Origin of the sequence: Pelomonas caseinilytica (genome assembly GCF_021353235.1) — a bacterium.
GTDB classification, from domain to species: Bacteria; Pseudomonadota; Gammaproteobacteria; order Burkholderiales; family Burkholderiaceae_C; genus Pelomonas; species Pelomonas caseinilytica.
The window spans coordinates 293,182-318,668 of sequence record NZ_JAJTWT010000001.1 but is presented as its reverse complement, the minus strand read 5'-3'; the positions used below and the strand labels follow the sequence as shown (position 1 = coordinate 318,668).

The window sequence follows — 25,487 nt, the reverse complement described above, 5'->3', positions numbered from 1 at the left end:
GCAGCCGCCGCGCTCAGAGCGTGGTGGCGGCGTCGTGGGCGGTGTCGACTTCCACCCGGTTGCGGCCCGCTGACTTGGCGCGGTAGAGGGCCGCATCGGCGCGCTTGAAGGCGCGTTGCGCGGAGGTGCCGGGCGGCGCCAGCGCCACGCCGAAGCTGGCGGTGATGCCGAAGCGGCCCTTGGCGTCGATGCAGGAGCTTTCAATGCTTTCGCGGAGCTTCTCGGCGAGGTGGGCAGCGTCCTCGACATGCTGGCCCTGGCAGGCGATGAGGAACTCCTCGCCGCCCCAGCGGCCGATCACGTCGCGGGCGCGCAGGTTGGCCGCGACGATCGCCGCGACCCGCCGCAGCACCTCGTCGCCGGCGGTGTGGCCCCAGCGGTCGTTGATGCGCTTGAAGTGGTCGATGTCCAGCAGCACCAGCGCCACGCCCTGGGGTTGGCTCTCCAGGTCTTCCAGGGCCGCTTCGAGGCCGCGGCGGTTGAGGACGCCGGTCAGCTCGTCGATGGTTGCCAGCCGGCGCAGGCGGTCCTGCTCCTCGCGCAGTGCGCTGGTGCGCGCCGTCAGCGCGTCGATCTCCCGCTGCTGGCTCCGGTAGCGCCGGCGCAGTGCGGTGCCCCGATGCACGGCGATGGCCGCGGCGCCCAGCATCCACGCGCAGACCACGGCCAGGTAGGCGACGTCGCGATTGAACCAGTCGCCGCGCAGCACGAGGCGGCGCAGCTCCAGGTCCTGCTCGTGGCCGGCCAGTTCCGAGGGCAGGTCGATGGTGATCGAGGTGGCGTTGTCCAGCCGCGCGCGGTTGAACTCCCGCGGCAGGTTGTACTGGGCGATCCACCATTCCGGCACCGTCAGCTCCGCCAGGTCCAGCACCACGGGTTGCTGGACGTCGCGGCTGCGCAGGTGGATGGTGTGGATGCGCGGGCTGTTGGCGTCTTCCGCGCGCGAGAAGCGCGTGTCGAAGTTGCGGATGGCCACGCGCACATGCGGCGAACTGCCGCGGTAGGCCAGGTCCAGCTCCAGCGTGCGCAGGCGCGTCAGGTCGACGCCCCGCGCCGGGTCCTTGCCCGAAAGCATCAGCGTGATGCCGCAGGGCTCGTAGGGCGCCGGCGCCGTGTAGTGGCAGCGCCAGTGCCGGCGGCGGGCGTCGACCCACTGCACCGGGGAACCGGCTCCCGCGGGGGCCGGCGAGGCGAGGAAGAGGTTGTGGACAGCGCCCGGCGCCAGCAGGTCCAGCTGGCGGTCCGGCATGAACTCCAACCCCAGGATCGCCAGCAGGCTCAGCGCCAGGGCAGCGATCAAACCTCGGAGGTGGAGTTCATGTGGCACGGTGGCAGCGGTTCATCCCATGCACCGGATTGGCGCAGCCCGACACTGTACCCAGCCGTAGTCACCACCGCGAGGCGTGATCCTCGGTGACGCCAAGCAAGTCACACACCGGGCGCGGTGTCGCGTCCGGGGATTCCCTGACGATGCCCGAAAACCTGCCGATGGGCTGCACGTAGCGGCTCGCGGCGATGCCCAGGTCGCGGTTCTGGGCGCGTGCGCCCTCCGGCGTGAAGACGAGGTCCAGCAGGCCATCGTCGGTCTGTACTCGCCAGGGCTGCAGCGGCTGCGCCGCGTCGAAGGCGAAACTCGCCGCCCCGAGGGGGATGGGTCGGCCGTCCAGCCACAGCAGGTTTTCCTGGCCACCGAAATAGCCCTGCTGCAGGTTGAAGCCGATGTCCGGCGCATGCGCGCTGGCCCAGCGCCACGCGGTCTTGCGGGCGAGCAGGCCGTTGGAGGCGTCGATGGCGGCCCAGGCGCCGCCCAGGTCGAAGCGCTCGCCGCCTGCCTCGGCCCAGCCCTGCACCGGCAGGGCCGTGGTCTTCTGCGTGGCATGGGCCAGGCCGCCCTCGATGGGGCCGACGGCCAGCAGGGGCGGCGCCATCGAGCCCAGGTCGAGGACGGCCTCCAGGTGCAGGCCGCGCACGGCCACCGCCAGGGCGAGGGTGTCTGGCGCGGCGCTGTGGACGAGGCTCAGCCGCGCACCGGGGCCGCGGAACCAGCTGTGGGCGCCGGCCAGCGGCTCGTCCGACACGCCGGCCTGCAGCCGCGGCAGGCCGTCCTGGCTCCAGTCGGCCAGCAGGCTGCGGCGGCGGCGGTCGAAGAGGTAGGCGAAGGCCGTGCAGGTCCAGCCGACGTCGACGATGGCCACGCCGATGAAGAGTTGCTCGTTGCCCAGTCCCACGTAATGCCAGCGCTTGTGGTGCAGCCAGCGCCACAGCCGGCCACGGGGCGCCCGGAGTGGCCCCCAGTCGATGCGGGTGATGCGGCCGGCGTAGCGGCCGTGGGCGGGCGCGCCCTGGGTGACGACGTGGTCGGGGGCAGGGGTCATGAGGCTTGCCGGTGGCGGCGCCATTGCCGCGGTGCCTGGCCGGTCCACTGCCGGAAGGCGCGCGTGAAGGCGCTCTGTTCGGAATAGCCCAGCAGCAGGGCCACCTCGGCCAGCTCGACGTTGGCGTCGCGCAGATAGGCCTCGGCGAGCTGCTGGCGTGTCTGGGACAGCAAGGCCTGGAAGCTATGCCCCTGCGCGGCCAGGCGGCGCTGCAGGCTGCGGGGGCTCATCTGCAGGCTCAGCGCCAGGTCGGGCAGCGAGGTCCGGCCGCTGCGGATCAGCCCGACCAGGGCCTGGCGCCAGACGCCCACCGGCTCGGCCACGGCCGCGGCCTCCTGCAGCAGCCGTTCGGCCTGGGCGTCGAGCAAGGCCAGCAGGGCGGGGTCGGCGCCGCGCAGCGGCAGGGCCAGGTCGCGCGGCGACAGCACCACCCGCGTGCTCGGCTGGCCGAAGCGCACCGGGCCGCCGAAGAAATCCTCGTAGGGGCGCAACTCGGCCGGCCGCGGATTGACGAAGTCCACGGCCAGCGCCCGCACCGGCCGGCCGGTGAACTCGCGCGTGAGCTGCACGAAGGCGGCGATGGCCGTCTCGTCGACGAGGGCACCGGGCCGGCCGCGCTCCACGCCCCACTCGATGCACAGGCCCTCGGCGCAGGGGTGGACGTGGGCCGCGTTCACGTCGTAGACCGAGCGGTGGTAGCGCTCCAGCCGTTGCAAGGCCTCGCCCAGCGTGCCGCAGGCCAGGGCCGCGAAGCCAACCACGCCGAAGTGCCGCGGCGCGATGCCCCGCGCCAGCCGCAGCGTGAAGGTGGCCTTGGGGCCGGGGTCGAGGTCGCGGGCCTTCTGCAGCAGCGCCTGCCAGCGCCTGAGCGCGACGAAACCCTCGGACGGCGCCGGCGGCGGCCCCAGCGCGTCGGCACGGCCCAGCGCGGCCATGTGCTCGAAGAGCAGCTGGACATAGCTGGCGGCGACGCGGGTCTCATCCATGGGCGGCGCATGATGCCCGAGCCCGCCGGGCCGGCGCGGCGGGAATAACGCCAGCATTGGCGTGATTTGTCAAAAACCCGGGCTCGGCCGTCAAGCCGCCGGGCCCGGATCGGCGCACCATGGCGGCTTGGCCATGGATGCGTCGCCGATGGACCTGCTGCTCGATCTCTACCACCGCCATTTCGACTGGCGCGACCTCACCCTCCTGATGCTGTCGCCCGTCTTCGCCGTCTTCCTGGCGATGGAAGCCTGGCGCCTGCGCCACAAGGGCGTTTTCGACTGGCGCGACAGCTTCGACAGCCTCAACAGCGGCGGCAGCTATCTGGTCACCGACCTCGTCCTGCTGATCGTGCTGGTGCTGCCGGCCATGGGCTGGGTCTACGACCATCGCCTCTTCACCATCGAGGTCACGCCGCTGCGCTTCCTTGGGCTCTTCCTGTTCGTGGAGTTGCTGTACTACGGCTTCCACCGCGCCAGCCACCGCATCCGCTGGTTCTGGTGCGCCCACGTCGTGCACCACGGCTCCGAGAAGATGAACTTCGGCACGGCGCTGCGGCAGAGCTGGTTCTACCCAATAGCCGGCAACTGGCTGTTCTACCTGCCGGCGGTGTGGCTGGGCTTCGAGCCGCGCTGGGTGCTGTTCGCGCTGTCGCTCAACCTCGGCTACCAGTTCTTCGTCCACACGACCTGGGTGGACCGCATGCCGCGCTGGTTCGAGTTCGTCTTCAACACGCCCTCGCACCATCGGGCCCACCACGGCCGCAACCCGCAGTACATGGACCGCAACTTCGGCGGCACGCTCATCGTCTTCGACCGCCTCTTCGGCACGTTCGTGCCCGAGGAGGAGCCGGTGGACTACGGCCTGGAGCACCCCTTCCCGACGCACAACCTCTTCTGGCTGAATGCGCACGAATGGCGGGCCATGTTCCGCGACATGGCCCGGGAGAAGACCTGGGGCCTGCGGCTGGCCCACCTGTGGAAGCCGCCGGAGTGGCGGCGGCATGGGAACGGCTTCAAGGGTTGACCCGCCCGGCGGTCACTCCTTCAGGTGCCTGGCCAGGAAGGCCTCCATGCGCTGGGCGAAGTCGATGCGGTTCTTGAGCACGCCGAAGCCATGGCCTTCGCCGGGGTAGGTGACCCAGTCCGGCTCGTTGCCCGCCTCCCGCAGCGCCTTGCGCAGGCGCTCGCCATGCACCAGCGGCACGCGCCGGTCGGCCTCGCCGTAGGCCAGCATCAAGGGGGCCTTGATGCGCGACGCCTGCCGCAGCGGTGAGTTGGCGGCGATCATGTCGGCGTCCTTCTCGCGGTCGCCGATCATCTCGGGCAGGGTGTACTTGCGTGCCGAGCTGCCGGTGTCGTCGTCGACCCACCAACTCCCGGCCAACATCAGCTCCAGGTCGGCGACGGCCAGCCAGGCGACGCCGCAGCGGTAGAGCTCGGGGTCGCGTACCAGTCCCATCAGCGTGCTGTAGCCGCCGTAGCTGGCGCCCGCGATGCAGGCCTTGTCGCTGGCGATGCCCTGCCGCCGGGCCCAACGCAAGGCGTCGGCCACGTCGTCCTGCATGGCCTGGCCCCACTGCTTGAAGCCGGCGCGGAAATGCACGTCGCCATAGCCGGTGCTGCCGCGGAATTCCGGCTCGATGACGACGTAGCCCCGCGAGGCGAGGAACTGCGCCATGGAATGCCAGCCCCAGACGTTGCCCCGCACCCAGGGGCCGCCATGGACCAGCACGACGGCGGGCAAGGGGCCTTCGGGCGGCGGCCCGCGGGTGATCCACACCGGCAGGTCGCGGCCATCGCGGGCGGCGATGCGCTGCAGGTCCTGGCGAGCCATGTCGGCCGGAACGACGTCGGGGCGCACGCGGCCGACCGGGCGCCATGCCGGCTCGCCCTCGGGCTGGGCCTGGTAGAGCCATAACTCGCCCGGCTCGCGGTCGTTGTAGGAGAGCACCAGGGCCACCATGTCGGCCGCGCCGCAGCGCCGGCAGGTGATCCGGTTGACGCGCCCGGGCAGGCGCTCGTCCGCCGCCTTCTGCAGGGCCTGCATGCCGGCATGGCGCCAGACCGTGGTCTCGGCGTCCGTGAAGGCGCGCACGCCCAGCGCCTCGCCGGCTGCGTCCGCCAGCACCCCGCCCTGGAAGTCGAAACCCGGTGTGACGACCAGGGGTTCCGCGGCGGGCGCCTTGCGCTCGAAGTCATAACGGCTCAGCACCCGCTCGCCAGCCGGGCCCTGGGTCCGGGTCACGTAGAGGTTGCCGGCATCGTCCACCGCGTGCACCGCGAAGGGCTGGTCGAGTACGCCGCTGTCGAACAGGGGCTGCCACGCCTGGGCGCCGGGTGTCCGCCACAGGGCGCCGCGCCGTCCGGCATGCGCGGTCAACGCGACACGCAGTTCGCCGCGCCCATCGGTCAGCCAGCCCACCGTGTCGGGCGGGATGTCGACCCCGGTCGACCGGGTGCGGCCCGTGCGGGTGTTCAGCCACAGCGGCCTCTGGTAGTGATGCTCGTCGAGGGACACGTTGGCGATCAGCACCTCCTCGTTGGCCGCGCCGCTCTGAGGCCGCGGCACTCGCAGCAGGCGGTGGTTCCAGTCGAGGGTGCGGTCCTCGCGCCCGTCGGTGATGAAGGGCCGGCCCTGCCGGCGCACCAGGAGCCGCATGTTCTCGCCGTTTGGATCGACGGCGAAGAGGCCCGGGGCGCCATTCGGGCGGCCGCTGCCGTCGGACAGGTCGACGACGCTGAAGAGCAGCCGGTCGTCGTTCACCCAGTGCACCTGCGACACATCGCCGTCGCGGAACTGGGCGGTGCGCGACGGCTTGCCGCCGGGCCCGAGGTCGACGACGGCAAGGCCGATGCGGGCCTGGCCGAACGTGCTCCTGATCGCCAGCTTGCGGCCCGACGGCGACAGGACGGCGTCGGCGATGGCGGCGTCCTTGAAGAAAACCTCCGCCGGCGGTGGTGCGGCGTGGGCGGCCAGCGCCCACAGCAGGCTGGCGAGGGCGGCTGCGCGAGCGCAGAGCGTGCTCATGATGTCTCTCCCTGCGGGCGGTGTCCCCCGCCCGGCGCGCAGCATAGCGTTCAGCGGGGGGCGCGAAGCAGCAACGCCGCCAGCCGCAGGAAGTCCGGCACGTCGTCCTGGTGGTAAGGCCGTTCGGCCGGCTCGATGGCGTCGACGAAACGCTGGTAGATGACGGCGCGGCGCAGGGCGGCCAGGGGCTCGACCAGGCGGGTGGCGGCCTCGATGTCGGCCCCCGGGTGGCGCCGCCGCCAGGCCGCGGCCCAATGGGCTCGCAGCCGCCGTTCGCTGGCGCTGGACTGCGGCGTCAGCATGGCGGACTGGTCCAGCAGCGGATGGCCGATGCCGGCGTCGCCCCAGTCCAGCAGGGTCAGCCGCCGGCCGTCGCCGACGAAGTTGCCGGGGTGGAAGTCGCCATGCAGCAGGGTGTCGGGCAGGCCGCAGGCGGCCAGGCGCGCGAAGTGGGCGGGCAGGGCCGCCGAGAAGGCGGCGAGCGTTGCGCGGTCTTCCGCCGGCAGGGCGATGCGCGGCAGCAGCTCGGCGAGCGCGCGGCCGAAGGCCTGGGCGCGCCAGTCGGGCAGGCCCAGGGCCAGCAGTTCGTCCAGGCGTGGCGCCCAGCGGTGCTGCAGGTCGACGAGGAGGTCGATCATGGCCTCGCACTCGTCGGGCGGCGCGCCGTAGCGGTCCTCGCCCGCGGCGGGCGCCAGCAGCAGCCGGCCGGCGTCATGGGCCACCAGCCGGGGCACGGCCTCGGCCTGCAGCGCGGCCAGCAGCGGGCCCTCGTGGGCGAAGAAGGGCGGCACGGCCTTGAGCCAGTACGGTGGCAGCCGCCAGACGCTGGAGAGGTTCCAGCTGCGCAGTTGCCGGGGCTCGCCGTCCGGGGCCAGGCCTTGCCGGCGCAGGGCGGCTACCGCCCAGTCGAGATCGGCCCGCGGGCCGCCGGGCCGTGCCCAGCGCATGCGCAGCGGCTGCTCGTCCAGCCCGCCGTCCCACGGAGCCAGCGCGTCCGGCGCGCCGCCGTCGCATTCGGCCAGGTAGCTGACGGCGCCACCAGGCGGATGGTGGCGCTCGGCGCGGAGCAGGCGCAGCACCGTGACGCGCAGGCCATGGCGCTGCGCCGCGGCCTCCACCAGGGGCTCGACGTGGTTCCACCACGGCGTGGCGGCCTCGAAGGGCGGCAGGGCGCCGAGCAGGCGGCCACTGGCGTCCAGCAGCACCAGGGTGGCGATCCGGGGAGGGAAGGGCGTCGTCATGGCAAATCCGGGCCGGCATTGTGCGGCCTCGCGTGCAGGACAATGCCGGGCCATGACTGCAGCCCCCCCGCTTGACGCCCCGGTCGTCATCATTGGCGCCGGCCTGGCCGGCCTCACCGTCGCCCTGCACCTGGCCGATACCGTGCCCGTGGTCGTGCTGGCCAAGCGCCAGCTCGACGAAGCCGCCACCGCCTGGGCCCAGGGCGGCATCGTCGGCGTGCTGGGCAGCGACGACTCCATTGAGAGCCATGTGCGCGACACCCAGGAAGCCGGTGCCGGCCTCGTCGACGAGGCGGCGGCCCGCTTCATCGCCGAGCGCAGCGCCGCGGCCGTGGGCTGGCTCGTCGGGCAGGGCGTGCCCTTCACGACCGACGACACCGGGCCGCTGGGCCTGCACCTCACCCGCGAGGGCGGCCATGCCGTGCGGCGCATCGCCCATGCGGCCGACGCCACGGGCAAGGCCATCCACGACCAGTTGCTGTCGCTGGCCCGCCAGCATCCCAACATCAGCCTGCGCGAGCGCTGGATGGCGGTGGACCTGATCACCTCGCGCCACGTGCAGCGCGACGAGCCGTCGCGGGTCTATGGCGTCTACGCGCTGGACATCGACGCCCAGCGCGTCGAGACCCTGGCCGCGCGGGCCGTCGTGCTGGCCACGGGCGGGGCCGGCAAGGTCTACCGCTACACCACCAACCCCGACACCTCCACCGGCGACGGCATCGCCATGGCCTGGCGGGCGGGCTGTCGGGTGGCCAACATGGAGTTCATCCAGTTCCACCCGACCTGCCTGTACGTGCCCAACGCCCATCCGCAGGACCGCGGCTTCCTGATCACCGAGGCCTTGCGCGGCGAAGGGGGCCACCTCAAGCTGCCCGATGGCACGCGCTTCATGGCCGCGCACGACGCCCGCATGGAGCTGGCGCCGCGCGACATCGTCGCCCGTGCCATCGACTTCGAGATGAAAAAGCACGGCCTCGACCACGTGTGGCTGGACGCCACCCACCTGGGCGAAGCCTTCCTGGTCGAGCATTTCCCGACCATCCACGCGCGCTGCCTCAAGCTCGGCATCGACATCGCCAGGCAGCCCATCCCCGTGGTGCCTGCCGTGCACTTCACCTGCGGCGGCGCGGTGACCGACCTGAACGGCCGCTGCGACCTGCCGGGCCTGTATGCCGTCGGCGAGACGGGCTACACCGGCCTGCACGGCGCCAACCGCCTGGCCAGCAACTCGCTGCTGGAATGCGTGGTGCTCGGCCAGACCTGCGCCCGCGACATCCTCGAGCTGACGCCCCAGCCCGCCGCCCCGCTGCCGGCCTGGGACGAGAGCCAGGTGGAGAACGCCGACGAGCAGGTCGTCATCGCCCACAACTGGGACGAGCTGCGCCTGCTGATGTGGAACTACGTCGGCATCGTGCGCACCACCAAGCGGCTGGAACGCGCCCTGCACCGCATCAAGCTGCTGCGTGGCGAGATCGACGACTACTACGGCAGCTTCCGCGTGACGCGCGACCTGCTCGAACTGCGCAACCTGGTGGAGTGCGCCGAACTCATCGTGCGCTCGGCCCTGATGCGCCACGAAAGCCGCGGCCTGCACTTCAGCCGCGACTATCCCCAGACCCTGCCGGCCAGCTTCCCGACAGTGCTGATCAGCAAGACGCGGCGGCGCTGAGGATCAGCCGTCGCCCTCGGCCGCCTCGTTCGGCGGCCGGCCACGGCGCGGCGTAGGGCTGGCGGCCGGCTTGATGCCGCGCCGCGCCAGCGCCTCGCGCAGCAGCAGTTCGATCTGCGCGTTGGCCGAACGCAGCTCCTGCGCCGCCAGGCGCTCGATCTGGGCCCACAGCGCCGGGTCCAGCCGCAGCGCAAAGGCCTTCTTGTCAGGGCTGGCCATGCCGGATGAAGCTCATGCGTAGAGCGTGCCGGCGTTGACGATGGGCTGGGTGTCCTTGTCCGAGCACAGCACGACGAGCAGGTTGGACACCATGGCGGCCTTGCGTTCGTCGTCCAGCACGACGATCTCGCGCTCGGACAGGCCGCGCAGCGCCTCTTCCACCATGGTCACCGCGCCCTGGACGATCTTCTTGCGTGCGCTGATGATGGCCTCGGCTTGCTGGCGGCGCAGCATCACCTGGGCGATCTCGGGGGCGTAGGCCAGGTGGGTGATCTTGGCGTCGAGCACCGCCACGCCGGCTGGAGCCAGGCGAGCAAGGAGCTCTTGGATCAGGCTTGCCGACACTTCGTCCTGTCCGGCCCGTAGCGTGGTCTCATCGGCGGCGAGGTCCTCACCTTCGTCGTAGGCGTATTGCGAGGCCAGATGCCGGATTGCTGCCTCGGCCTGGACATTGACGAAGGTCTCGTAGTTGTCGACGTCGAAGACGGCGCAGGCAGGATTGCCCACGCACCAGACGACCGCGGCACTGATCTCGACGGGGTTGCCCCGTTTGTCGTTCACCTTGATGGGGGGCGCGTTGAGATTGCGTGCCCGCTGGGAGATGAGCCGGCGGACCATCAGCGGATTGCTCCAGCGCAGCCCCTCGCTGCGGTCTGTGCCCGTGTACTTGCCGAAGAGGGTGAGCACCATCGCCTGGTTGGGCTGCAGGATATAGAAGCCGCGAAGCACCGCCATCTCGACGAGGCCCAGCGCGATCGACAGCAGGAACGATAGCTTGCCGATGGCTTCTACCCAACTCGCCAGAGTGGCGAGGACGGCGATGGCAAGGGCCACGGGGATGATGGATAGTCCGTTCACGCTGCGCGCGACGGTCTCCTTGCGGATAGTGATGGATTGCATGTCTCCTCCCTAAAAGGTGATATCACTTTAAAGGGTGGAGGCCGCATTGGCAAGGGGCGTCACGGGAGGCGCCCCTGCCCCGGGGCTGTGCTACTTGCGTGCCCGCAACGCCGTCCTCGCCTGCACGAAGTTGAAGGCATAGCCCACCGCCTCGGTGATGGCGTTGTCGATCTCGAGGCGCTCGTGCTCGGTCAGGTAGAAGCTGAAGTCCACCTCGTGGCGGATGTAGCGCGGGGGCAGGCGGTTCAGGGCCACGCAGGCGACGTCGCAGAGCAGGTCGTTGCTGGCGGCGATCTCGGGGTAGTCCTTGGAGGCGTCCAGCACCGCGGCGAAGACTTCGCGCTCGTGGTGGTTGTAGAGGGAGCTGAAGTCGGCATTCATCGCGGGGCCTCCTCGGAACGTGGCGTGGTCGTGGCGCGTTTATAGCGCCATCAGGCGGCACCGATGCCTGGCGTCATTCCGGTGACCGCCGCCTTGCGTGCGGCCGTGAAATCCAGCATGCGGTTGATGCAGCGCTGCGCCTTGACGCGGATGTCCTCCTCGACCTGGATCTCGGGCCGGCCGTTTTCCAGGCATGCCACCAGGTTGGTGAGGCCGTTCATGGCCATCCACGGGCAGTGGGCGCAGCTCTTGCACGTGGCGCTGTTGCCGGCGGTGGGCGCCTCGATCAGCGTCTTGTGCGGCGCGAGCTGGCGCATGCGGTGCAGGATGCCGTTGTCGGTGGCGACGATGTAGGTCTGGGCCTGGCCCTCGACGACGGCCTTGATCAGTGCCGACGTCGAGCCGACGACATCGGCCTGCTCGACCACGGACTTGGGCGACTCCGGGTGCACCAGCACCAGCGCCCCCGGGTGCTGCTCGCGCAGCAGCTCCAGCTCCAGGCCCTTGAACTCGTCGTGGACGATGCAGGCGCCGTTCCACATCAGCATGTCGGCGCCGGTCTGCTCCTGGATGTAGCGGCCGAGGTGCCGGTCGGGCGCCCAGAGGATCTTCTGGCCCCGGGCGTGCAGGTCGGCCACGATCTCCAGCGCGCAGGAACTCGTCACCATCCAGTCGGCACGCGCCTTCACGGCGGCGCTGGTGTTGGCGTAGACGACGACCTGGCGGTCGGGATGCGCGTCGCAGAAGGCGGCGAAATCGTCGGCGGGGCAGCCCAGGTCGAGCGAGCAGGTCGCGTCGAGGTCGGGCATGAGCACGCGCTTTTCGGGGCTGAGGATCTTGGCCGTTTCGCCCATGAAGCGCACACCGGCCACGACCAGGGTGCGGGCCGGGTGGTCGCGGCCGAAGCGGGCCATCTCCAGGGAATCGGCCACGCAGCCGCCGGTGGCCAGGGCGAGGTCCTGCAGGGCGCCGTCCACGTAGTAGTGGGCGACGAGGACGGCGTCATGCTGGCGCAGCAGTTCAGCGGCGCGCTCCGCCTGGGCGCTGCGCTCCGAGGGCGTCAGCATGGGCGGCACCTTGGCCCAGGCATGGGCGGTGGAGCAGGCGCCCGCGGCGTCCTGCCTGGTGTAGTCGAAAAGCGTCTGGGACATCGTGGCGGCGGCCCCGGTGGCCGCTGGCAGTTGCAGCCTCAAGTGTCGCGCACCGCGGGCCGCCACGCCCCGCCGCCCGGGCAAGGCCCCGGTGCCGGCGGGGAGGCGCCGGATTCAGGGCAGGCGCAGACGGTCGCCTTCGCGCACGCGCACCGTGTTGACCGGCCCGTTGCCCAGGCGGAAGCTGACGGTGAGCAGCTTGCGCTGGCCCGGTGCGGGGTCATAACCGACCAGCTCGTTGCTCACCTCGGCCTCGAAGCGGTCGCCGCGCGCCTGGGCGCGCAGGGCCTGCGTCGCGTCGATCCAGCGGTTGTCGCTGCCGTAGCTCGCGCTTTCGATGACGAGGCGGTCGCCTGGCCGGCCAGGCCCGTAGTCGCCACCGCGGCCCCAGTCGCCGCGGCCCCAGCCGACGAACTGGGCGCCGTCCACGGTGTCGTACTCGCGGTACTCGAAGCTGCGCTCCCGGCCGCCGCGGTCGCGGGCGACGATGCGCAGCCGCTTGGTCTGGCCCGGGTCGGGGTCCATGCCGAAGACCTCGTTGCCCAGGCGGAAGCGCTGGTCGCGCCGGGCCAGCTCGCGCAGGCGGTCGGTCACGTCCACTTCACGCCGGGAGGTGCCGTAGGTGGCGTAGAGGATGGTGAACTCGCCGCTGTCGCGGCCCTCGTCCCGCGGCGGGCCGCCGTGCCAGCCGCGCGACCACTCGCCCTCGCCCCAGCGCCCGCCGCCCCAGCCGATGAACTGGGCGCCGTCCACGGTGTCGTACTCGCGGTAGTCGAAGCTGCGGTCGTGGCCCTGGCGGTCGCGGGTGAAGATGCGCAGCGTCTTGGTGCGGCCCGGGTCGGGATCGACGCCGAAGACGTCGTTGGTCAGGCGAAAGCGCCGGTCCTGGCGCGCCAGCTCGCGCAGCCTCTCGGTGACGTTGACGTTGCGCTCCTCCGTGCCGTAGCGGGCGTGCAGGATGAGGAATTCGCCGTCGTCGTCGTCCCGCGCCAGCGCGGGCCGGGACAGGGCGGTGGCCAGCAGGGCGGCCAGGGCCAGGGTGCAGTGACGTCGTTGCATGTTGTTCTCCTTGTTGTCGGGCGGCTTCATGTCGGGCGGCTTCATCCTCGCACGGGGCGCCGCCGCTCCTGCCCCAGGCCGTCAACGCCGGGCGATGGCCGCGCGCGGACCGCCGCAACCACGCAAGGTTTGCGAGTTGTGAGCCGCGTAACCGGGCGTCAGGCCGCCGCGAAGAAGCGGCTCGGCGGCATGCCGACCGTGCGGGTCACCATGGCCGTGAACGCGCTGGCGCTGGCGTAGCCGAGTTCGGCGGCGATATGGCTCATGGGCCGGCCGCGGGCCGCGAGGGTCAAGGCGTGGGCCAGCAGCAGCTGCGAGCGCCACTGCGCGAAGCTGGTGCCGAGCTGCTCGCGGAAGAGCCGGCTCAGCGTGCGCGGGCTGGCCCCGGCTTCGGCCGCCCATTCCTCGAGGCCGGCGTGGCGGCCGGGCTCGCGCAGCATGGCCTCGCACAGCCGCCGCAGGCGCGCGTCCTGCGGCAGGGTGACGCCCAGGGCCAGCGTGCGGGCGCGCCTGAGTTCGGCCAGCACCAGGCCCTCGATGCCGCGCCGGCGCTCGGCGTCCTCCGCGTCTTCGGCGGGCACGGGGTCGGGCGTGGAGGGCAGGGCGAGCACCAGCTCGCGCAGCAGCGGCGACACCTCCAGCACGCGGCCGGCGCTCCAGGCCTCGCCCGGCAGCAGGCCGGGGCCGAGGTAGAGGGTGCGCAGGTCGCACTGCTCGATGGCCGTCACCGCATGGACCTTGCCCGGCGGGATCCACACCGCCCGCGACGGCGGCACGATGTAGGTCGAGGCCTCGGTGTTGACGCGCACGGCGCCCGTCATCGAGAAGACGAGCTGGCCCCAGTCGTGGCGGTGGGGCTGGATGTCGGTCTGGTGCTCCAGTGCACGAGCCTTGGCGCGCAAGGGCCGCTCGGCCGTGGGCGCAAAGCGTTCGGGCGAGAAGGCGGGCACGCTGGTTCGAGAGGCCATGGCTGGTTTTCGACAGAACTTGACGAACCATCGTAACTGCGCCGTCGCCTGGCTACCTACAGTGCGGCCGATGAACACCGCCCTCGCGTCCTCCTTCGACGCCGGCCTGCAGCGCCGGCGCGACGTCGCCACCATCTCCACCATCGGCATCGCCCATGGCACGTCGCACTTCTTCCACATGCTGCTGCCGCCGCTGTTTCCGGCCTTCATCCAGGCCTTCGGGCTCAGCTACTCGGAGCTGGGCCTGCTGGTGACGACCTTCTTCGTCATCTCGGGGGCGGGCCAGGCCCTGGCGGGCTTCGTCGTCGACCGCATCGGCGCGCGGCCGGTCCTCTTCGCCGCCATGGCGAGCTTCTTCCTGGCGTCGGTGGCGGCGGGGCTGGCGCAGGGATTCGGCGGGCTGATGCTGGCGGCGGCCCTGGCGGGCGTCGGCAACGCGCCCTTCCACCCGGCGGACTTCACCATCCTGAACAAGCGGGTCTCGCCGCCGCGGCTGGGGCACGCCTTCTCGGTGCACGGCATCAGCGGCAACCTCGGCTGGGCGGTCGCGCCGGTGTTCTCCATGGGTATCGCCAACGCCACCGGCAACTGGCGCATGGCCTACCTCGGCACCGCGCTGGTGGCACTGGCCGTCATCGGGCTGCTGTTCCTGCAGCGCGCGGCCATCGACGACCGGCAGGGCAGTTGGGGCCATGCCAAGCCTGCTGTCGGCGCCAAGCCCGAGCACCCCATGGCCTTCCTCAAGCTGCCTTCGGTGTGGCTGTGCTTCTCCTTCTTCTTCTGGAGCACGGCGGCGCTGTCGGCCATCCAGAGCTTCGCCAGCCCCGCGCTGCACCAGATCTACGGCCTGCCGCTGGCGCAGACGGCCTACGTCGTGACCGGCTACATGCTGGCGGGGGCGGCGGGCATGGTCTGCGGCGGCTTCCTCGTCGCGCGGGCGCAGCGGCTGGAGCGCACCATCGCCTTCGCCATGGCCTTTGCTGCCGCCCTGTTGCTGCTGGCGGCGACCGGCTGGCTGCCCGGCGGCCTGGCCGCGGCCGTGGCGGCCTGCGCCGGCTTCGGCACCGGCCTGGCCGGGCCCTCGCGCGACATGCTGATCAAGCGCGCCGCGCCCCCCGGCGCGACGGGCCGGGTCTACGGCACGGTGTATTCCGGGCTGGACATCGGCTTCGCCATCGCGGCGCCGGTGTTCGGCGCCATCCTCGACCACGGCATGCCGCGCGGCGTGTTCGCGGGGTCGGCGGCGGCGCTGCTGATGGGCATCGCCTCGGCGGGCATGGTGGGGCTGGGCGTGTCGCGGCGTCCGGCCGCGGTGGCGGCGGCCTGACGCGACGGTCGGGCGCCGTGGCGCCGGGGTCCGCCGGCGCGGGCCTTACGATGGGCTTCCGCCCCGGGTGACCTGAACGCGCCGCATGAAATTCAAGACCTTCATCACCTCGCCGGCCTTCGAGCACAAGGCCTTCGTGGCGCTGATGATCGCGGTCAGCCTGGCCTTCCTGTGGATCCTGCAGCCCTTCGCCGGCGCGGTCTTCTGGGGGGCGGTGATCGCCATCCTCTTCGCGCCCGTCCAGGCGCGGCTGCTGCGCCGCTGGAAGGACAGGCGCACGCTGGCGGCGCTGGCCACGCTGTCCCTGGTCGTGCTCATCGTCGTGCTGCCCATGACGCTGCTGGCCGGCATGCTGCTGAAGGAGGGGGCGGCGCTGTACCAGCGCGTGCAGTCGGGCGAGACCAACTTCGCCCGCTACTTCGAGCAGGTCGTGGCGGTCACGCCGGCCTGGCTGCACGACCTGCTGGAACACTTCGGGCTGACCGACTTCAAGGACCTGCAGGCCCGCATCGCGGAGGCCGTTGGCCGCGGCAGCCAGTGGATCGCCGGGCAGGTCTACAACGTCGGCCAGAACGCGCTCGACCTCGTCGTCAGCTTCTTCGTGATGCTCTACCTGGCCTTCTTCCTGCTGCGCGACGGCGCGGCCCTGAGCCAGCGCATCCGCGCCGCCGTGCCGCTGGCGCCGGAGCACCGCCGCCGCCTGGCCGAGAAGTTCATCACCGTCATCCGCGCCACCGTCAAGGGCAACATCCTCGTGGCCGCAGCCCAGGGCGCGCTCGGCGGCCTGGCCTTCTGGTTTCTCGGCATCAAGGGCGCGCTGCTGTGGGCGGTGGCCATGGGCTTCCTGTCGCTGCTGCCGGCCATCGGCGCCGGGCTGATCTGGCTGCCCGTGGCGCTCTTCTTCCTCGTCACCGGCGCGATCTGGCAGGGCGTGGCGCTGATCGCCTACGGCGTGCTGGTGATCGGCCTGGTGGACAACGTGCTGCGTCCCATCCTCGTCGGCAAGGACACCCGCATGCCCGACTACCTGGTGCTCATCTCCACCCTCGGCGGCATGGCCGTCTTCGGCATCAACGGCTTCGTCATCGGCCCGGCCATCGCGGCCTTGTTCGTGGCGGTGTGGGACCTGTTCATCGAGGCCCGGGAGGCGGAGGCTCAGCCCGCGGTTGCCCGGGAGGGACGCGATGGGGGAGAGGGCGGGGCGGCTGGGGAGTGAGGCGGCCCAAGAGGGCCGGGTTGATGGGGAGCTTTCGACCCTTTGCGGTCTTTCGATCCATGGAATTCGCGGTCTGAAAGCAGTCACTCAACGGCTTGATGCCGAGGACGCTGTAGGGCGGCTACGGCCCGCCATCGACCTGATCGATGGTCCCATGCATCGGCCGGGATGGGCGCGGGCAGCGGGGCGGGCCTGATGCTTCGTGTCCCCCGGCCCGCTACGCGGGCCTCCTCCTTTACCTTCGCATCAGGCCCGCCCCACTGCCCGCTCAACAAGCGCCCGGCTTCTTCGTCGAGAACACCGGAAGGTGCCGCAGTGGGATGCGGGGCGACGCAATTGCGAAGGTAAAGGAGGAGGGCCGCGCAGCGGCCCGGGGGACACGTAGCAATTGCGTCGCCCCGCGTCCCACTGCCATCCGGCTGCCAGCAGACATCGAAAGCTGACTTTGGCGGCCGATCGCTCCTGGCCGAAAGGAGACGCAAGCTCGCCCGACCTCCCAGCTACAGTCTCCACATGACTAGACAAGCTCCCACCCCCCGCCTGGCCGGCCATGCGCTGGTCGAGGCGCTGATCGCCCAGGGCGTCGACACCGCGTTCGGCGTGCCCGGTGAGTCCTACCTCGCCGTGCTCGACGGCTTCCACGAGCATCGCGACAGGATCCGCTTCGTCGCCTGTCGCCAAGAGGGCGGCGCCGCCTTCATGGCGGAGGCGCAAGGCAAGCTGACGGGCCGTCCCGGCATCTGCTTCGTCACGCGCGGCCCCGGGGCGACGAACGCCAGCATCGGCCTGCACACCGCCTTCCAGGACAGCACGCCGATGATCCTCTTCATCGGCCAGGTCGCCAGCGACCAGCGCGACCGCGAGGCCTTCCAGGAGGTGGACTACCGGCAGATGTTCGGCCCCGGCACGCTGGGCATGGCCAAGTGGGTCGGCGAGGTGCACGACGCGGAGCGCCTGCCCGAGTACGTCGCCCGCGCCTTCCACACCGCCATGCAGGGCCGCCCCGGGCCGGTCGTGCTGGTGCTGCCCGAGGACATGCTGACCCAGGCCATCACCGCGCCGGTCGTCGCCCCCGCACGCATCGCGGAGGCCGCGCCCACGCCGGCCGCGCTGGCCGAACTGCGCGATCGCCTGGCAGCGGCCAGGCGGCCCCTGGTCATCGCGGGCGGTGGCGGCTGGACGAGCGAGGCAACGGCGGCGCTGCAGCGCTTCGCCGAGGCCTGGAAGCTGCCGGTCGGCTGCGCCTTCCGCTTCCAGGACCTGTTCGACAACGGCCATCCCAACTACGCCGGCGACGTGGGCATAGGCATCAACCCCAGGCTGGCGGCGCGCGTGAAGGAGGCTGACCTCATCCTCGCCGTCGGGCCGCGCCTGGGCGAGATGACGACCGGCGGCTACACCCTGCTGCAGGCGCCGCGGCCTGCGCAGCAGCTCATCCACATCCACGCCGGCGCCGAGGAGCTGGGCCGCGTCTACACCGGCGAGCTGCTCATCAATGCGAGCATGAGCCAGGCCGCGCCCGCGCTGGCCTCGCTGGCGCCGCCGGCCGAAACGCCCTGGCAGGCCTGGACCGAGGCGGCCCGCGCTGACTACGAAGCCAACCTCGTGCCCACACCCGTCGCGCCGCTGGACATGGCCGAGGTCATCCGCCTCATCGATGCCAGGCTTCCCGAAGGCACCATCTTCACCAACGGCGCCGGCAACTACAGCGGCTGGCTGCACCGCTTCCACCGCTACACGGCCCTGCACCGCTTCGGCAAGAACCAGCTGGCGCCGACCTCGGGCGCGATGGGCTATGGCGTGCCGGCGGCCGTGGCGGCCGCGCTCCTGCAGGACCGCTGGGTCGTCAACATCGCTGGCGACGGCGACTTCCTGATGACGGGCCAGGAGCTGGCGACGGCCACCGGCTATGGGGCGAAAAAGCTGCTGGTGGTCGTCGTCGACAACGGCACCTACGGCACCATCCGCATGCACCAGGAGCGCGAGTACCCCGGCCGCGTCTCGGGCAGCGACCTCTTCAACCCCGACTTCGCCAAGCTGGCCGAGGCCTTCGGCTTCGCGGCCTTCAAGGCCGAGAGCACCGCGCAGGCCGCCACCGCGCTGGACGCCGCCATCGCGGCGGGCCGGCCGGCGCTCATCCACCTGCGCCTGTCCAGCGACGTGAGCACTTCGCGCACGACGCTCACCGCCATCCGCGAAGCCGCTCAGAAAGCCCGCCATGCTTGAACTGACCCTGCGGGGCGACTACATCGAACTCGACAAGCTGCTCAAGGCCCTGGGCCTCGTCGAAAGCGGCGGGCGGGCGCGCATGGTCATCGCGGCCGGCGAGGTGACGGTGGACGGCCAGGTCGAGCTGCGCAAGACGGCCAAGATCCGTGCCGGGCAGGTGGTGGGTTATGCGGGCCAGGACGTGCGCGTCCTGGCCCCGGCCTGAGGCTCAGCCCGCGAAGAGCTCCAGCAGCCGGTCCAGGCCGCCCTCGTTGATGGCCACGCGGGCCTGTTCGCGCACCTTGGGCTTGGCGTGGTAGGCGACCGACAGGCCGGCGGCGCCCATCATGGGCAGGTCGTTGGCGCCGTCGCCGACGGCGATGGCCTGGTCGGGCCGGCAGCCGATGGCCTCGCAGCTTTGCAGCAGCATGCGGCGCTTCTCGGCGCCGTCGCAGATGTCGCCCCAGTCCTGCATGACGACGCGGCCGGTGAGGGCGCCGTTCTCGATCTCCAGTTCATTGCTGCGCACGAAGTCCATGCCCAGCTCGGCCGCGACATGGCGCGTGAAGAAGGTGAAGCCGCCGGAAACGAGCACCAGCTTCAACCCGGCGGCCTTCAGCGCCGCGCACAACTCGCGGGCGCCGGGGTTGAACGTCAGCCGCTCGGCCAGCACGCGGTCCAGCACCGTGGCGGGCACGCCGGCCAGCAGGGCCAGGCGGCGGCGCAGGCTGTCCTTGAAGTCGGTGATCTCGCCGCGCATGGCGGCCTCGGTGATGGCGGCCACCTCCGCGCCCTTGCCGGCCAGGGCGGCGATCTCATCGATGCACTCGATGCTGATCAGCGTCGAGTCCATGTCGAAGGCGGCGAGCTTGAAGTGGGAGAGCGGGGGCAGGGCAGCACCCTTGAGAACGAGAGAGGCCATGGCGGAATTCAAAGTGCTGGCGAGCCAGCTTTCGTGACAAGTTGAGTGTTCGTGTGGTCGTACACCATGGGGCGCAATGCTGCCTGAAGGATGAGAGAGGTCATGGTGCCTTCCGCTCAGAGGCTTCGCCAGCGGCTGGAATCAGGCCCAACGCGGCAGCCGTCTTGCGCGGCAGCCGAAACGTCAGCGAGGAGCGACCGGAGCCGAGCGTTTCAAGCTGCACGTTCAGGACGCCATCGAGCTGGACGTAGACGTCGGGCTCGTCGGTGCCCAGGCCTTCGAGCGCGTCGTCATAGATATGGATGCGCGGCTCGTTGTCGGTTGGTTCCCGATAAAAGATGGTGCATTTGGTGCTCATGCCTTGGCTTCCCTGTTGGCTCAATTACCGGGGCGTTGTCGGCTGCCCCAGCAGTCTCAGCACCTCGCGCACCGCCTGGGCGCGGTCCTGCGGGTTGCTGAGCATTTTTTCAACGCGCAACTTCTCGTTGCCGACCAGCTTGATGTTGCGGTTCTTCTGCACCAGCTCGATGACGCGCAAGGGGTCGATGGGCGGGTTGGGCCGGAAGTTGATGTTGATGACGGCCGGCGAGGCGTCCACCTTGATGACGCCGTAGGGCTTGGCCAGCACGCGCAGGCGGTGGGTGTCGAACAGGGTCTGGCCTTGCGCCGGCAGCTTGCCGAAGCGGTCGGTGATCTCCTCCAGCATGGCGTCGATCTGCTCGGGCTTCTCGGCCGTGGCCAGGCGCTTGTACAGGCTCAGCCGCACCTGCACGTCGCCGCAGTAGGCGTCGGGCAGCAGGGCCGGGGCGTGCAGGTTGATCTCGGTGGTGGCCGACAGCGGCGAGAGCAGGTCGGGCTCGCGGCCGGCCTTGAGCGAGCGCACGGCCTCGGCCAGCATGTCGTTGTAGAGCTGGAAGCCCACTTCCATCATGTTGCCGCTTTGGTTCTCGCCCAGCACCTCGCCGGCACCGCGGATCTCCAGGTCGTGCATGGCCAGGTAGAAGCCCGAGCCCAGCTCCTCCATGGCCTGGATTGCGTCCAGGCGCTGCGTCGCCTGCTTGGTCAGGCCTTGCAGGTCGGGCACCATCAGGTAGGCATAGGCCTGGTGGTGGCTGCGGCCCACGCGGCCACGCAGCTGGTGCAACTGCGCGAGGCCGAACTTGTCGGCCCGGCTGATGACGATGGTGTTGGCCGAGGGCACGTCGATGCCGGTCTCGATGATGGTGGAGCACAGCAGCAGGTTGTGCTTGCCGGCCACGAACTCGCGCATCACCCGCTCCAGTTCGCGCTCGGGCATCTGGCCGTGGGCGACGACGATGCGTGCCTCGGGCAGCAGCTCCTCCAGCTTCTGGCGCCGGTTCTCGATGGTCTCCACCTCGTTGTGCAGGAAATAGACCTGGCCGCCGCGCTTCAACTCGCGCAGCACGGCCTCGCGGATGGTGCCGCTGCTCTCCGCGCGCACGAAGGTCTTGATGGCCAGGCGCCGCTGCGGCGCGGTGGCGATGACGGAGAGGTCGCGCAGGCCTTCCAGCGCCATGCCCAGGGTGCGGGGGATGGGCGTGGCCGTGAGCGTGAGCACGTCCACCTCGGCGCGCAGGGCCTTCATGGCCTCCTTGTGGCGCACGCCGAAGCGGTGCTCCTCGTCGATGACGAGCAGGCCCAGGCGCTTGAACTTGACGTCGCTGGACAGCAGCTTGTGGGTGCCCACGACGATGTCGATGGAGCCGTCGGCAATGCCCTCCATCGCGGCCTTGATCTCCTTGGCCGAGCGGAAGCGGCTCATCTCGGCCACCTTCACCGGCCAGGCGCCGAAGCGGTCGGCGATGTTCTGGTAGTGCTGCTCGGCCAGCAGGGTGGTGGGCGCGAGGATGGCCACCTGCTTGCCGCCCATCACCGCCACGAAGGCGGCGCGCAGGGCCACCTCCGTCTTGCCGAAGCCCACGTCGCCGCAGACGAGGCGGTCCATGGGCTTGGGGCTGATCATGTCCTGGATGACGGCGTGGATGGCGGCACGCTGGTCGGGCGTCTCCTCGAAGCCGAAGCTCGCGGCGAAGGCCTCGTAGTCGTGGCCCGAGTACCGGAACGCGTGGCCTTCTCGCGCAGCTCTGCGGGCGTAGAGATTGAGCAGCTCGGCGGCGGTGTCGCGCACCTGCTCGGCGGCCTTGCGCTTGGCCTTTTCCCACTGGCCGGAGCCCAGCTTGTGCAGCGGCGCTTCTTCCGGCGAGACGCCGGTGTAGCGGCCGATCAGGTGCAGCTGCGACACCGGCACGTAGAGCGTGGCCTTGTCGGCGTATTCCAGGTGCAGGAACTCGCTTTTCTCGCCATCGCCCAGGTCGATGTTGACCAGCCCCTGGTAGCGCCCGATGCCGTGGTTGATGTGCACGACGGGGTCGCCCACCTTCAGCTCGGAGAGGTCCTTGATCAGCGCGTTGACGTCGCTGGCCTGCTCCTGCTTGCGGCGCCGCCGGGTGGTGGGCGTCGTGGCGAACAGCTCGGTCTCGGTGATGAGCTGGACCGGGCGCTGCGGATCGTTCCAGAAGAAGCCGGCGGCCAGCGGGGCCGCCGTGATGGCGTATTTCTCGTCGCCCTCCCAGAATTCGGCCAGGCTGGCCACCGAGGGCGGGTCGATCTTGTGGTCGCGCAGCTGCTCCAGCAGGCTTTCGCGCCGGCCTTCGCTCTCGGCCAGCAGCAGCACGCGGTGGGGCGTGGCCGCGAGGTGGGCCTCCAGGCGGGCCAGCGGCTCCTGGGCGCCGCGCTCGACGCTGACGTCGGGCAGGGGCCGGGCGAAGTCCACCGGCTCGTCGCCGCGTACCGACAGCACCGCGTGCGGCCGGGCCAGGCCGAAAAAGTCCTCGGCGGTCAGGAAGATCTCGCCGGGCGGCAGCAGCGGACGCTCCGGGTCGTGCTGCAGGAAGCGGTGGCGCTCGCGGGTGTCGGTCCAGAAGCGCTGGATGGCTTCGTCCACCTCGCCGTGCAGGGCCAGGCCAGCCTCGCCACCCAGGTAGTCGAAGACGGTGGCCGTCTGCTCGAAGAAGATGGGCAGGTAGTACTCGATGCCGCCCGCGGCGATGCCCTCGCCGATGTCGCGGTACAGGCGCGACTTGGTCGGGTCGCCGTCCATCTTCTCGCGCCAGCGTTCGCGGAACTTCTTGCGCGCCGCCTCGTCCATCGGGAACTCGCGCCCGGGCAGCAGGCGCACCTCGGGCACGGGGTAGAGGCTGCGCTGGCTGTCGGGGTCGAAGGTGCGGATGGAGTCGACCTCGTCGCCGAACAGGTCCACGCGGTAGGGCACGGCCGAGCCCATGGGGAAGAGGTCGATCAGGCCGCCGCGCACGGCGTACTCGCCGGGCTGCACCACCTGGCTCACGTTCGTGTATCCCGCCAGCGTCAGTTGCGAGCGCAGCGAAGCCTCGTCCAGGCGCTGCTTCTGTTTGAAGTTGAAGGTGGTGCCGGCAAGGAAGCTCGGCGGCGCCAGCCGCACGAGCGCGGTCGAGGCGGGCATCAGCACCACGTCGATGCTCCTGCTCTTCTTCGCCTGCAGCAGCTCCCACAGCGTGGCCAGCCGCTCGGAGATCAGGTCCTGGTGGGGGCTGAAGCTGTCGTAGGGCAGGGTCTCCCAATCGGGGAAGACGGCCACCTTGAGTTCGGGCGCGAAGAACTTGAGCTCGTCCTCCAGGCGCTGGGTGTCGCCCGGCTCGGCCGTGAAGATGGCGGCGAGGCGGCCGGCGTCGCGCTGCTGCTGCACGAAGCGCGCGAGCAGCAGGGCGTCGGCGGAACCGAGGGGGCGGGGGTGGGTGAATTTCCTGCCCGGTGCGATGACCGGCAAAGAGGGCAACGTCATGCGGACCTACAAACGACAACAGCCCCAAGACGGGGCTGAGGCGGATTCTATGGACGGCATGGCCTTTGGCCGGAGGTCAGGGCATGGCTAGCATGACGGCTCTTCCCCACGGAGACCCCATGCGCCGTCGCCACGCCCTCAGCCTGCTCGCCACCTCCCTTGCTGCCAGGGTCCCCGCCTGGTCGGCCCCGACGGAGAGCGAACGCTTCCATCGCTGGCTCGACGCGCAGTGGGAGCTGACCCTGCAGCGCGACCCCATCCTGGCCACCTCGCTGGGCGACCCGCGCTACAACGGCCGCCTCGTCGACACGACGACGCCGGCCTGGCGGGCCCAGGCCCGCCGCGAGCTGCGCCAGAAGCTCAAGGCCCTGGCCGGCTTCGACAAGGCCCGGCTGGAGCCCAGGGACCGCGTCTCCTGGAGCATGCTCAAGCTCGACCTGGAGCAGGAACTGGCCGGCGAGCGCTTCCCGGCCTGGATGCAGCCCATCAGCCAGATCGGCGGCCTGCCGAGCTTCCTCGCCCAGATGGGCACGGGCCAGTCCATCCAGCCCTTCAAGACGACGCGGGACTACGACGACTGGCTCCAGCGCCTGGCAGCGGCCGTGCCCGTGCTGGACGGCACCGTCGCCAACATGCGCCAGGGCCTGAAGGCCGGCGTGACCCAGCCGCGCGCCGTGATGGAAAAGGTGCTGCCCCAGCTGCAGTCCCTGGCCGTCGCCGACCCCGAGAAGAGCCTGTTCTGGGGGCCCTTCAAGGCCTTCCCCGACGCCGTGCCCCCCGCTGACCGCGAGCGCCTCACGGCCGCGATGCGCCAGCTGCTCGCGACCCGGGTGCTGCCCGCCTACGGCCGGCTGCTGGCCTTCGTGCGCGACGACTACCTGCCGCGGGCACGCCGCACGACGGCCTGGTCCGACCTGCCCGACGGCAAGGCCTGGTACGCGTGGCGGGTGCGCCAGTCCACCACGCTGGCACTCACGCCGGACGAGATCCACGAGATCGGCCTCAAGGAGGTCGCCCGCATCCTGGGCGAGATGGAGGGCGTGCGAAAGCAGGTCGGCTTCGACGGCGACCTCAAGGCCTTCTTCAAATACCTCCAGGACGACCCCAAGTTCTATTTCACCAAGCCCGAGGACCTGCTCGATGGCTACCGGGCGCTGCAGAAGAAGATCAACGGCCTCACGCCCAAGCTCTTCGACATCCAGCCCAAGGCGGACTACGAGGTCCGCGAGGTCGAGGCCTTCCGCGCCGAGAGCGCCGCGGGGGCGTCCTACGAGCAGCCGGCGGCCGACGGCTCGCGTCCCGGCGTCTTCTACGTGAACACCTTCAACCTCAAGGCCCAGCCCATCTTCGGCATGGAGACCCTGTCCCTGCACGAGGCGTCGCCCGGCCACCATTTCCAGATCTCCATCGCCCAGGAAGACCAGACCCTGCCCAGCTTCCGCCGCTTCGGCAGCCACTACACCGCCTACGTCGAAGGCTGGGCCCTGTACGCCGAGAGCCTGGGCAAGGAGCTGGGCCTCTTCACCGACCCCTACCAGTGGTACGGGCGGCTGTCCGACGAGCAGCTGCGCGCCATGCGCCTGGTGGTGGACACCGGCCTGCACGCCAAGGGCTGGACGCGCGAGCAGGCCATCCGCTACATGCTGGACAACTCCTCCATGGCCGAGAGCGACGTCGTCTCCGAGGTCGAGCGCTACATCGTCTGGCCCGGCCAGGCCCTGGGCTACAAGATCGGCCAGCTGGAGATCACCCGGCTGCGCGCCGAGGCCGAGGCGGCGCTGGGCCCGAAGTTCGACGTCAAGGGCTTCCACCGCGTCGTGCTGACGGCCGGCCAGGTGCCGCTGCCCGTGCTGCGGGAACTGGTCTTGGCCTGGGTGACCGAGCGCAAGCGGGCCTGACCCGGCCTGACCCGGCCATCAGGCGGCGCTGCAGCCTGTGCCCGCCGGGGCGCAGCCTGTCGCGCCCGCCTCGCGCCCGGCGCCGCCACCGCCTAGTC

At 70.9% G+C, this 25,487-nt stretch carries 21 protein-coding genes; 7 read left to right on the top strand and 14 right to left on the bottom strand.

The genetic code is table 11. The annotated features are described in order from the left end of the window. Positions 1-13: 13 nt before the first annotated feature. From LXT12_RS01495 to LXT12_RS01485, 3 genes are all read right to left on the bottom strand, one after another. Entirely contained in the window at positions 14-1,300 is a 1,287-nt protein-coding gene (locus LXT12_RS01495) for a GGDEF domain-containing protein (RefSeq protein WP_233388758.1), read from the bottom strand. Positions 1,301-1,388: 88 nt separating this feature from the next. Next, positions 1,389-2,375, bottom strand: a complete 987-nt coding sequence (locus LXT12_RS01490; protein WP_233388756.1) for a DUF2804 domain-containing protein — start codon at positions 2,373-2,375, stop codon at positions 1,389-1,391. After that, positions 2,372-3,361, bottom strand: coding sequence for an AraC family transcriptional regulator (locus LXT12_RS01485; RefSeq protein WP_233388754.1), 990 nt, complete (start codon positions 3,359-3,361; stop codon positions 2,372-2,374). Before LXT12_RS01485 ends, LXT12_RS01490 begins: the two co-directional genes overlap by 4 nt. Before the next feature lie 133 nt (positions 3,362-3,494). Between LXT12_RS01485 and LXT12_RS01480 the strand changes: the two genes are divergently transcribed. Next, a complete protein-coding gene (locus LXT12_RS01480; protein WP_233388753.1) occupies positions 3,495-4,385 on the top strand; it encodes a sterol desaturase family protein in 891 nt (296 codons plus the stop codon). Between the two features lie 12 nt (positions 4,386-4,397). On the opposite strand, the gene LXT12_RS01475 is transcribed toward LXT12_RS01480, so the two are convergent. Next, the gene (locus LXT12_RS01475; protein ID WP_233388752.1) at positions 4,398-6,389 is read right to left on the bottom strand and encodes an alpha/beta hydrolase family protein; all 1,992 of its coding nucleotides are present in this window, start codon (positions 6,387-6,389) and stop codon (positions 4,398-4,400) included. A 50-nt stretch (positions 6,390-6,439) separates the two neighbouring features. Then, positions 6,440-7,630: an aminoglycoside phosphotransferase family protein gene (locus LXT12_RS01470; RefSeq protein WP_233388750.1), complete on the bottom strand. Its 1,191-nt coding sequence runs from the start codon at positions 7,628-7,630 to the stop codon at positions 6,440-6,442. A 52-nt stretch (positions 7,631-7,682) separates the two neighbouring features. Here LXT12_RS01470 and nadB point away from each other — a divergent pair, with 52 nt between their 5' ends. Next, entirely contained in the window at positions 7,683-9,299 is a 1,617-nt protein-coding gene (gene nadB, locus LXT12_RS01465; protein WP_233388748.1) for an L-aspartate oxidase, read from the top strand. A gap of 3 nt (positions 9,300-9,302) precedes the next feature. On the opposite strand, the gene LXT12_RS01460 is transcribed toward nadB, so the two are convergent. From LXT12_RS01460 to LXT12_RS01435, 6 genes are all read right to left on the bottom strand, one after another. Then, positions 9,303-9,518: a type II toxin-antitoxin system antitoxin gene (locus LXT12_RS01460; protein ID WP_233388746.1), complete on the bottom strand. Its 216-nt coding sequence runs from the start codon at positions 9,516-9,518 to the stop codon at positions 9,303-9,305. A gap of 12 nt (positions 9,519-9,530) precedes the next feature. Beyond that, positions 9,531-10,418: an SPFH domain-containing protein gene (locus tag LXT12_RS01455; RefSeq protein WP_233388744.1), complete on the bottom strand. Its 888-nt coding sequence runs from the start codon at positions 10,416-10,418 to the stop codon at positions 9,531-9,533. A 90-nt stretch (positions 10,419-10,508) separates the two neighbouring features. Further along, positions 10,509-10,799 carry a late competence development ComFB family protein gene (locus LXT12_RS01450; RefSeq protein ID WP_233388742.1) on the bottom strand — a complete coding sequence of 97 codons (291 nt, stop codon included), beginning with the start codon at positions 10,797-10,799 and terminating at the stop codon, positions 10,509-10,511. Between the two features lie 50 nt (positions 10,800-10,849). Beyond that, positions 10,850-11,950, bottom strand: coding sequence for a quinolinate synthase NadA (gene nadA / locus LXT12_RS01445; protein WP_233388739.1), 1,101 nt, complete (start codon positions 11,948-11,950; stop codon positions 10,850-10,852). A 114-nt stretch (positions 11,951-12,064) separates the two neighbouring features. Next, positions 12,065-13,009 carry a DnaJ-like protein C-terminal domain-containing protein gene (locus LXT12_RS01440; protein ID WP_233388737.1) on the bottom strand — a complete coding sequence of 315 codons (945 nt, stop codon included), beginning with the start codon at positions 13,007-13,009 and terminating at the stop codon, positions 12,065-12,067. Positions 13,010-13,167: 158 nt separating this feature from the next. Then, on the bottom strand, positions 13,168-13,977 hold the full coding sequence (locus tag LXT12_RS01435) for an AraC family transcriptional regulator (protein ID WP_233388736.1): 810 nt from the start codon (positions 13,975-13,977) through the stop codon (positions 13,168-13,170). A gap of 70 nt (positions 13,978-14,047) precedes the next feature. Here LXT12_RS01435 and LXT12_RS01430 point away from each other — a divergent pair, with 70 nt between their 5' ends. The 4 genes from LXT12_RS01430 (at position 14,048) to LXT12_RS01415 (ending at position 18,954) form a co-directional block, all read left to right on the top strand. Beyond that, on the top strand, positions 14,048-15,304 hold the full coding sequence (locus LXT12_RS01430) for an MFS transporter (protein ID WP_233388734.1): 1,257 nt from the start codon (positions 14,048-14,050) through the stop codon (positions 15,302-15,304). An 85-nt stretch (positions 15,305-15,389) separates the two neighbouring features. Beyond that, positions 15,390-16,520, top strand: a complete 1,131-nt coding sequence (locus LXT12_RS01425) for an AI-2E family transporter (protein ID WP_233388732.1) — start codon at positions 15,390-15,392, stop codon at positions 16,518-16,520. Between the two features lie 513 nt (positions 16,521-17,033). Next, positions 17,034-18,746 (top strand): thiamine pyrophosphate-binding protein, encoded by a 1,713-nt coding sequence (locus LXT12_RS01420; protein ID WP_233388730.1) that lies wholly within the window; start codon positions 17,034-17,036, stop codon positions 18,744-18,746. Next, positions 18,739-18,954 (top strand): RNA-binding S4 domain-containing protein, encoded by a 216-nt coding sequence (locus tag LXT12_RS01415; protein ID WP_233388728.1) that lies wholly within the window; start codon positions 18,739-18,741, stop codon positions 18,952-18,954. The genes LXT12_RS01420 and LXT12_RS01415 overlap by 8 nt, the downstream gene beginning before the upstream one ends. Before the next feature lie 3 nt (positions 18,955-18,957). Here the strand turns inward: LXT12_RS01415 and serB are convergent, their stop codons facing one another. The 3 genes from serB to mfd all read right to left on the bottom strand — a co-directional run bounded on the left by serB (position 18,958) and on the right by mfd (position 23,491). Further along, entirely contained in the window at positions 18,958-19,650 is a 693-nt protein-coding gene (gene serB / locus LXT12_RS01410; protein ID WP_233388726.1) for a phosphoserine phosphatase SerB, read from the bottom strand. Positions 19,651-19,750: 100 nt separating this feature from the next. Continuing rightward, entirely contained in the window at positions 19,751-20,008 is a 258-nt protein-coding gene (locus tag LXT12_RS01405) for a hypothetical protein (protein ID WP_233388724.1), read from the bottom strand. 24 nt (positions 20,009-20,032) lie between these two features. Further along, positions 20,033-23,491 carry a transcription-repair coupling factor gene (gene mfd, locus LXT12_RS01400; protein ID WP_233388722.1) on the bottom strand — a complete coding sequence of 1,153 codons (3,459 nt, stop codon included), beginning with the start codon at positions 23,489-23,491 and terminating at the stop codon, positions 20,033-20,035. A 119-nt stretch (positions 23,492-23,610) separates the two neighbouring features. Between mfd and LXT12_RS01395 the strand changes: the two genes are divergently transcribed. Continuing rightward, positions 23,611-25,389: a DUF885 domain-containing protein gene (locus LXT12_RS01395; protein ID WP_233388720.1), complete on the top strand. Its 1,779-nt coding sequence runs from the start codon at positions 23,611-23,613 to the stop codon at positions 25,387-25,389. Positions 25,390-25,487: the final 98 nt, after the last annotated feature.

Excerpts from the sequence above, each read along its gene's own strand:
- LXT12_RS01490 (WP_233388756.1), bottom strand. The coding sequence starts at position 2,375 with ATGACCCCTGCCCCCGACCACGTCGTCACCCAGGGCGCGCCCGCCCAC.
- nadB (WP_233388748.1), top strand. The coding sequence starts at position 7,683 with ATGACTGCAGCCCCCCCGCTTGACGCCCCGGTCGTCATCATTGGCGCC.
- LXT12_RS01435 (WP_233388736.1), bottom strand. The coding sequence starts at position 13,977 with ATGGCCTCTCGAACCAGCGTGCCCGCCTTCTCGCCCGAACGCTTTGCG.
- nadA (WP_233388739.1), bottom strand. The coding sequence starts at position 11,950 with ATGTCCCAGACGCTTTTCGACTACACCAGGCAGGACGCCGCGGGCGCC.
- LXT12_RS01405 (WP_233388724.1), bottom strand. The coding sequence starts at position 20,008 with ATGAGCACCAAATGCACCATCTTTTATCGGGAACCAACCGACAACGAG.
- LXT12_RS01395 (WP_233388720.1), top strand. The coding sequence starts at position 23,611 with ATGCGCCGTCGCCACGCCCTCAGCCTGCTCGCCACCTCCCTTGCTGCC.
- LXT12_RS01485 (WP_233388754.1), bottom strand. The coding sequence starts at position 3,361 with ATGGATGAGACCCGCGTCGCCGCCAGCTATGTCCAGCTGCTCTTCGAG.
- serB (WP_233388726.1), bottom strand. The coding sequence starts at position 19,650 with ATGGCCTCTCTCGTTCTCAAGGGTGCTGCCCTGCCCCCGCTCTCCCAC.
- LXT12_RS01430 (WP_233388734.1), top strand. The coding sequence starts at position 14,048 with ATGAACACCGCCCTCGCGTCCTCCTTCGACGCCGGCCTGCAGCGCCGG.
- LXT12_RS01420 (WP_233388730.1), top strand. The coding sequence starts at position 17,034 with ATGACTAGACAAGCTCCCACCCCCCGCCTGGCCGGCCATGCGCTGGTC.
- LXT12_RS01455 (WP_233388744.1), bottom strand. The coding sequence starts at position 10,418 with ATGCAATCCATCACTATCCGCAAGGAGACCGTCGCGCGCAGCGTGAAC.
- LXT12_RS01480 (WP_233388753.1), top strand. The coding sequence starts at position 3,495 with ATGGATGCGTCGCCGATGGACCTGCTGCTCGATCTCTACCACCGCCAT.
- LXT12_RS01415 (WP_233388728.1), top strand. The coding sequence starts at position 18,739 with ATGCTTGAACTGACCCTGCGGGGCGACTACATCGAACTCGACAAGCTG.
- LXT12_RS01450 (WP_233388742.1), bottom strand. The coding sequence starts at position 10,799 with ATGAATGCCGACTTCAGCTCCCTCTACAACCACCACGAGCGCGAAGTC.
- LXT12_RS01460 (WP_233388746.1), bottom strand. The coding sequence starts at position 9,518 with ATGGCCAGCCCTGACAAGAAGGCCTTTGCGCTGCGGCTGGACCCGGCG.
- LXT12_RS01475 (WP_233388752.1), bottom strand. The coding sequence starts at position 6,389 with ATGAGCACGCTCTGCGCTCGCGCAGCCGCCCTCGCCAGCCTGCTGTGG.
- LXT12_RS01425 (WP_233388732.1), top strand. The coding sequence starts at position 15,390 with ATGAAATTCAAGACCTTCATCACCTCGCCGGCCTTCGAGCACAAGGCC.
- LXT12_RS01440 (WP_233388737.1), bottom strand. The coding sequence starts at position 13,009 with ATGCAACGACGTCACTGCACCCTGGCCCTGGCCGCCCTGCTGGCCACC.
- mfd (WP_233388722.1), bottom strand. The coding sequence starts at position 23,491 with ATGACGTTGCCCTCTTTGCCGGTCATCGCACCGGGCAGGAAATTCACC.
- LXT12_RS01470 (WP_233388750.1), bottom strand. The coding sequence starts at position 7,630 with ATGACGACGCCCTTCCCTCCCCGGATCGCCACCCTGGTGCTGCTGGAC.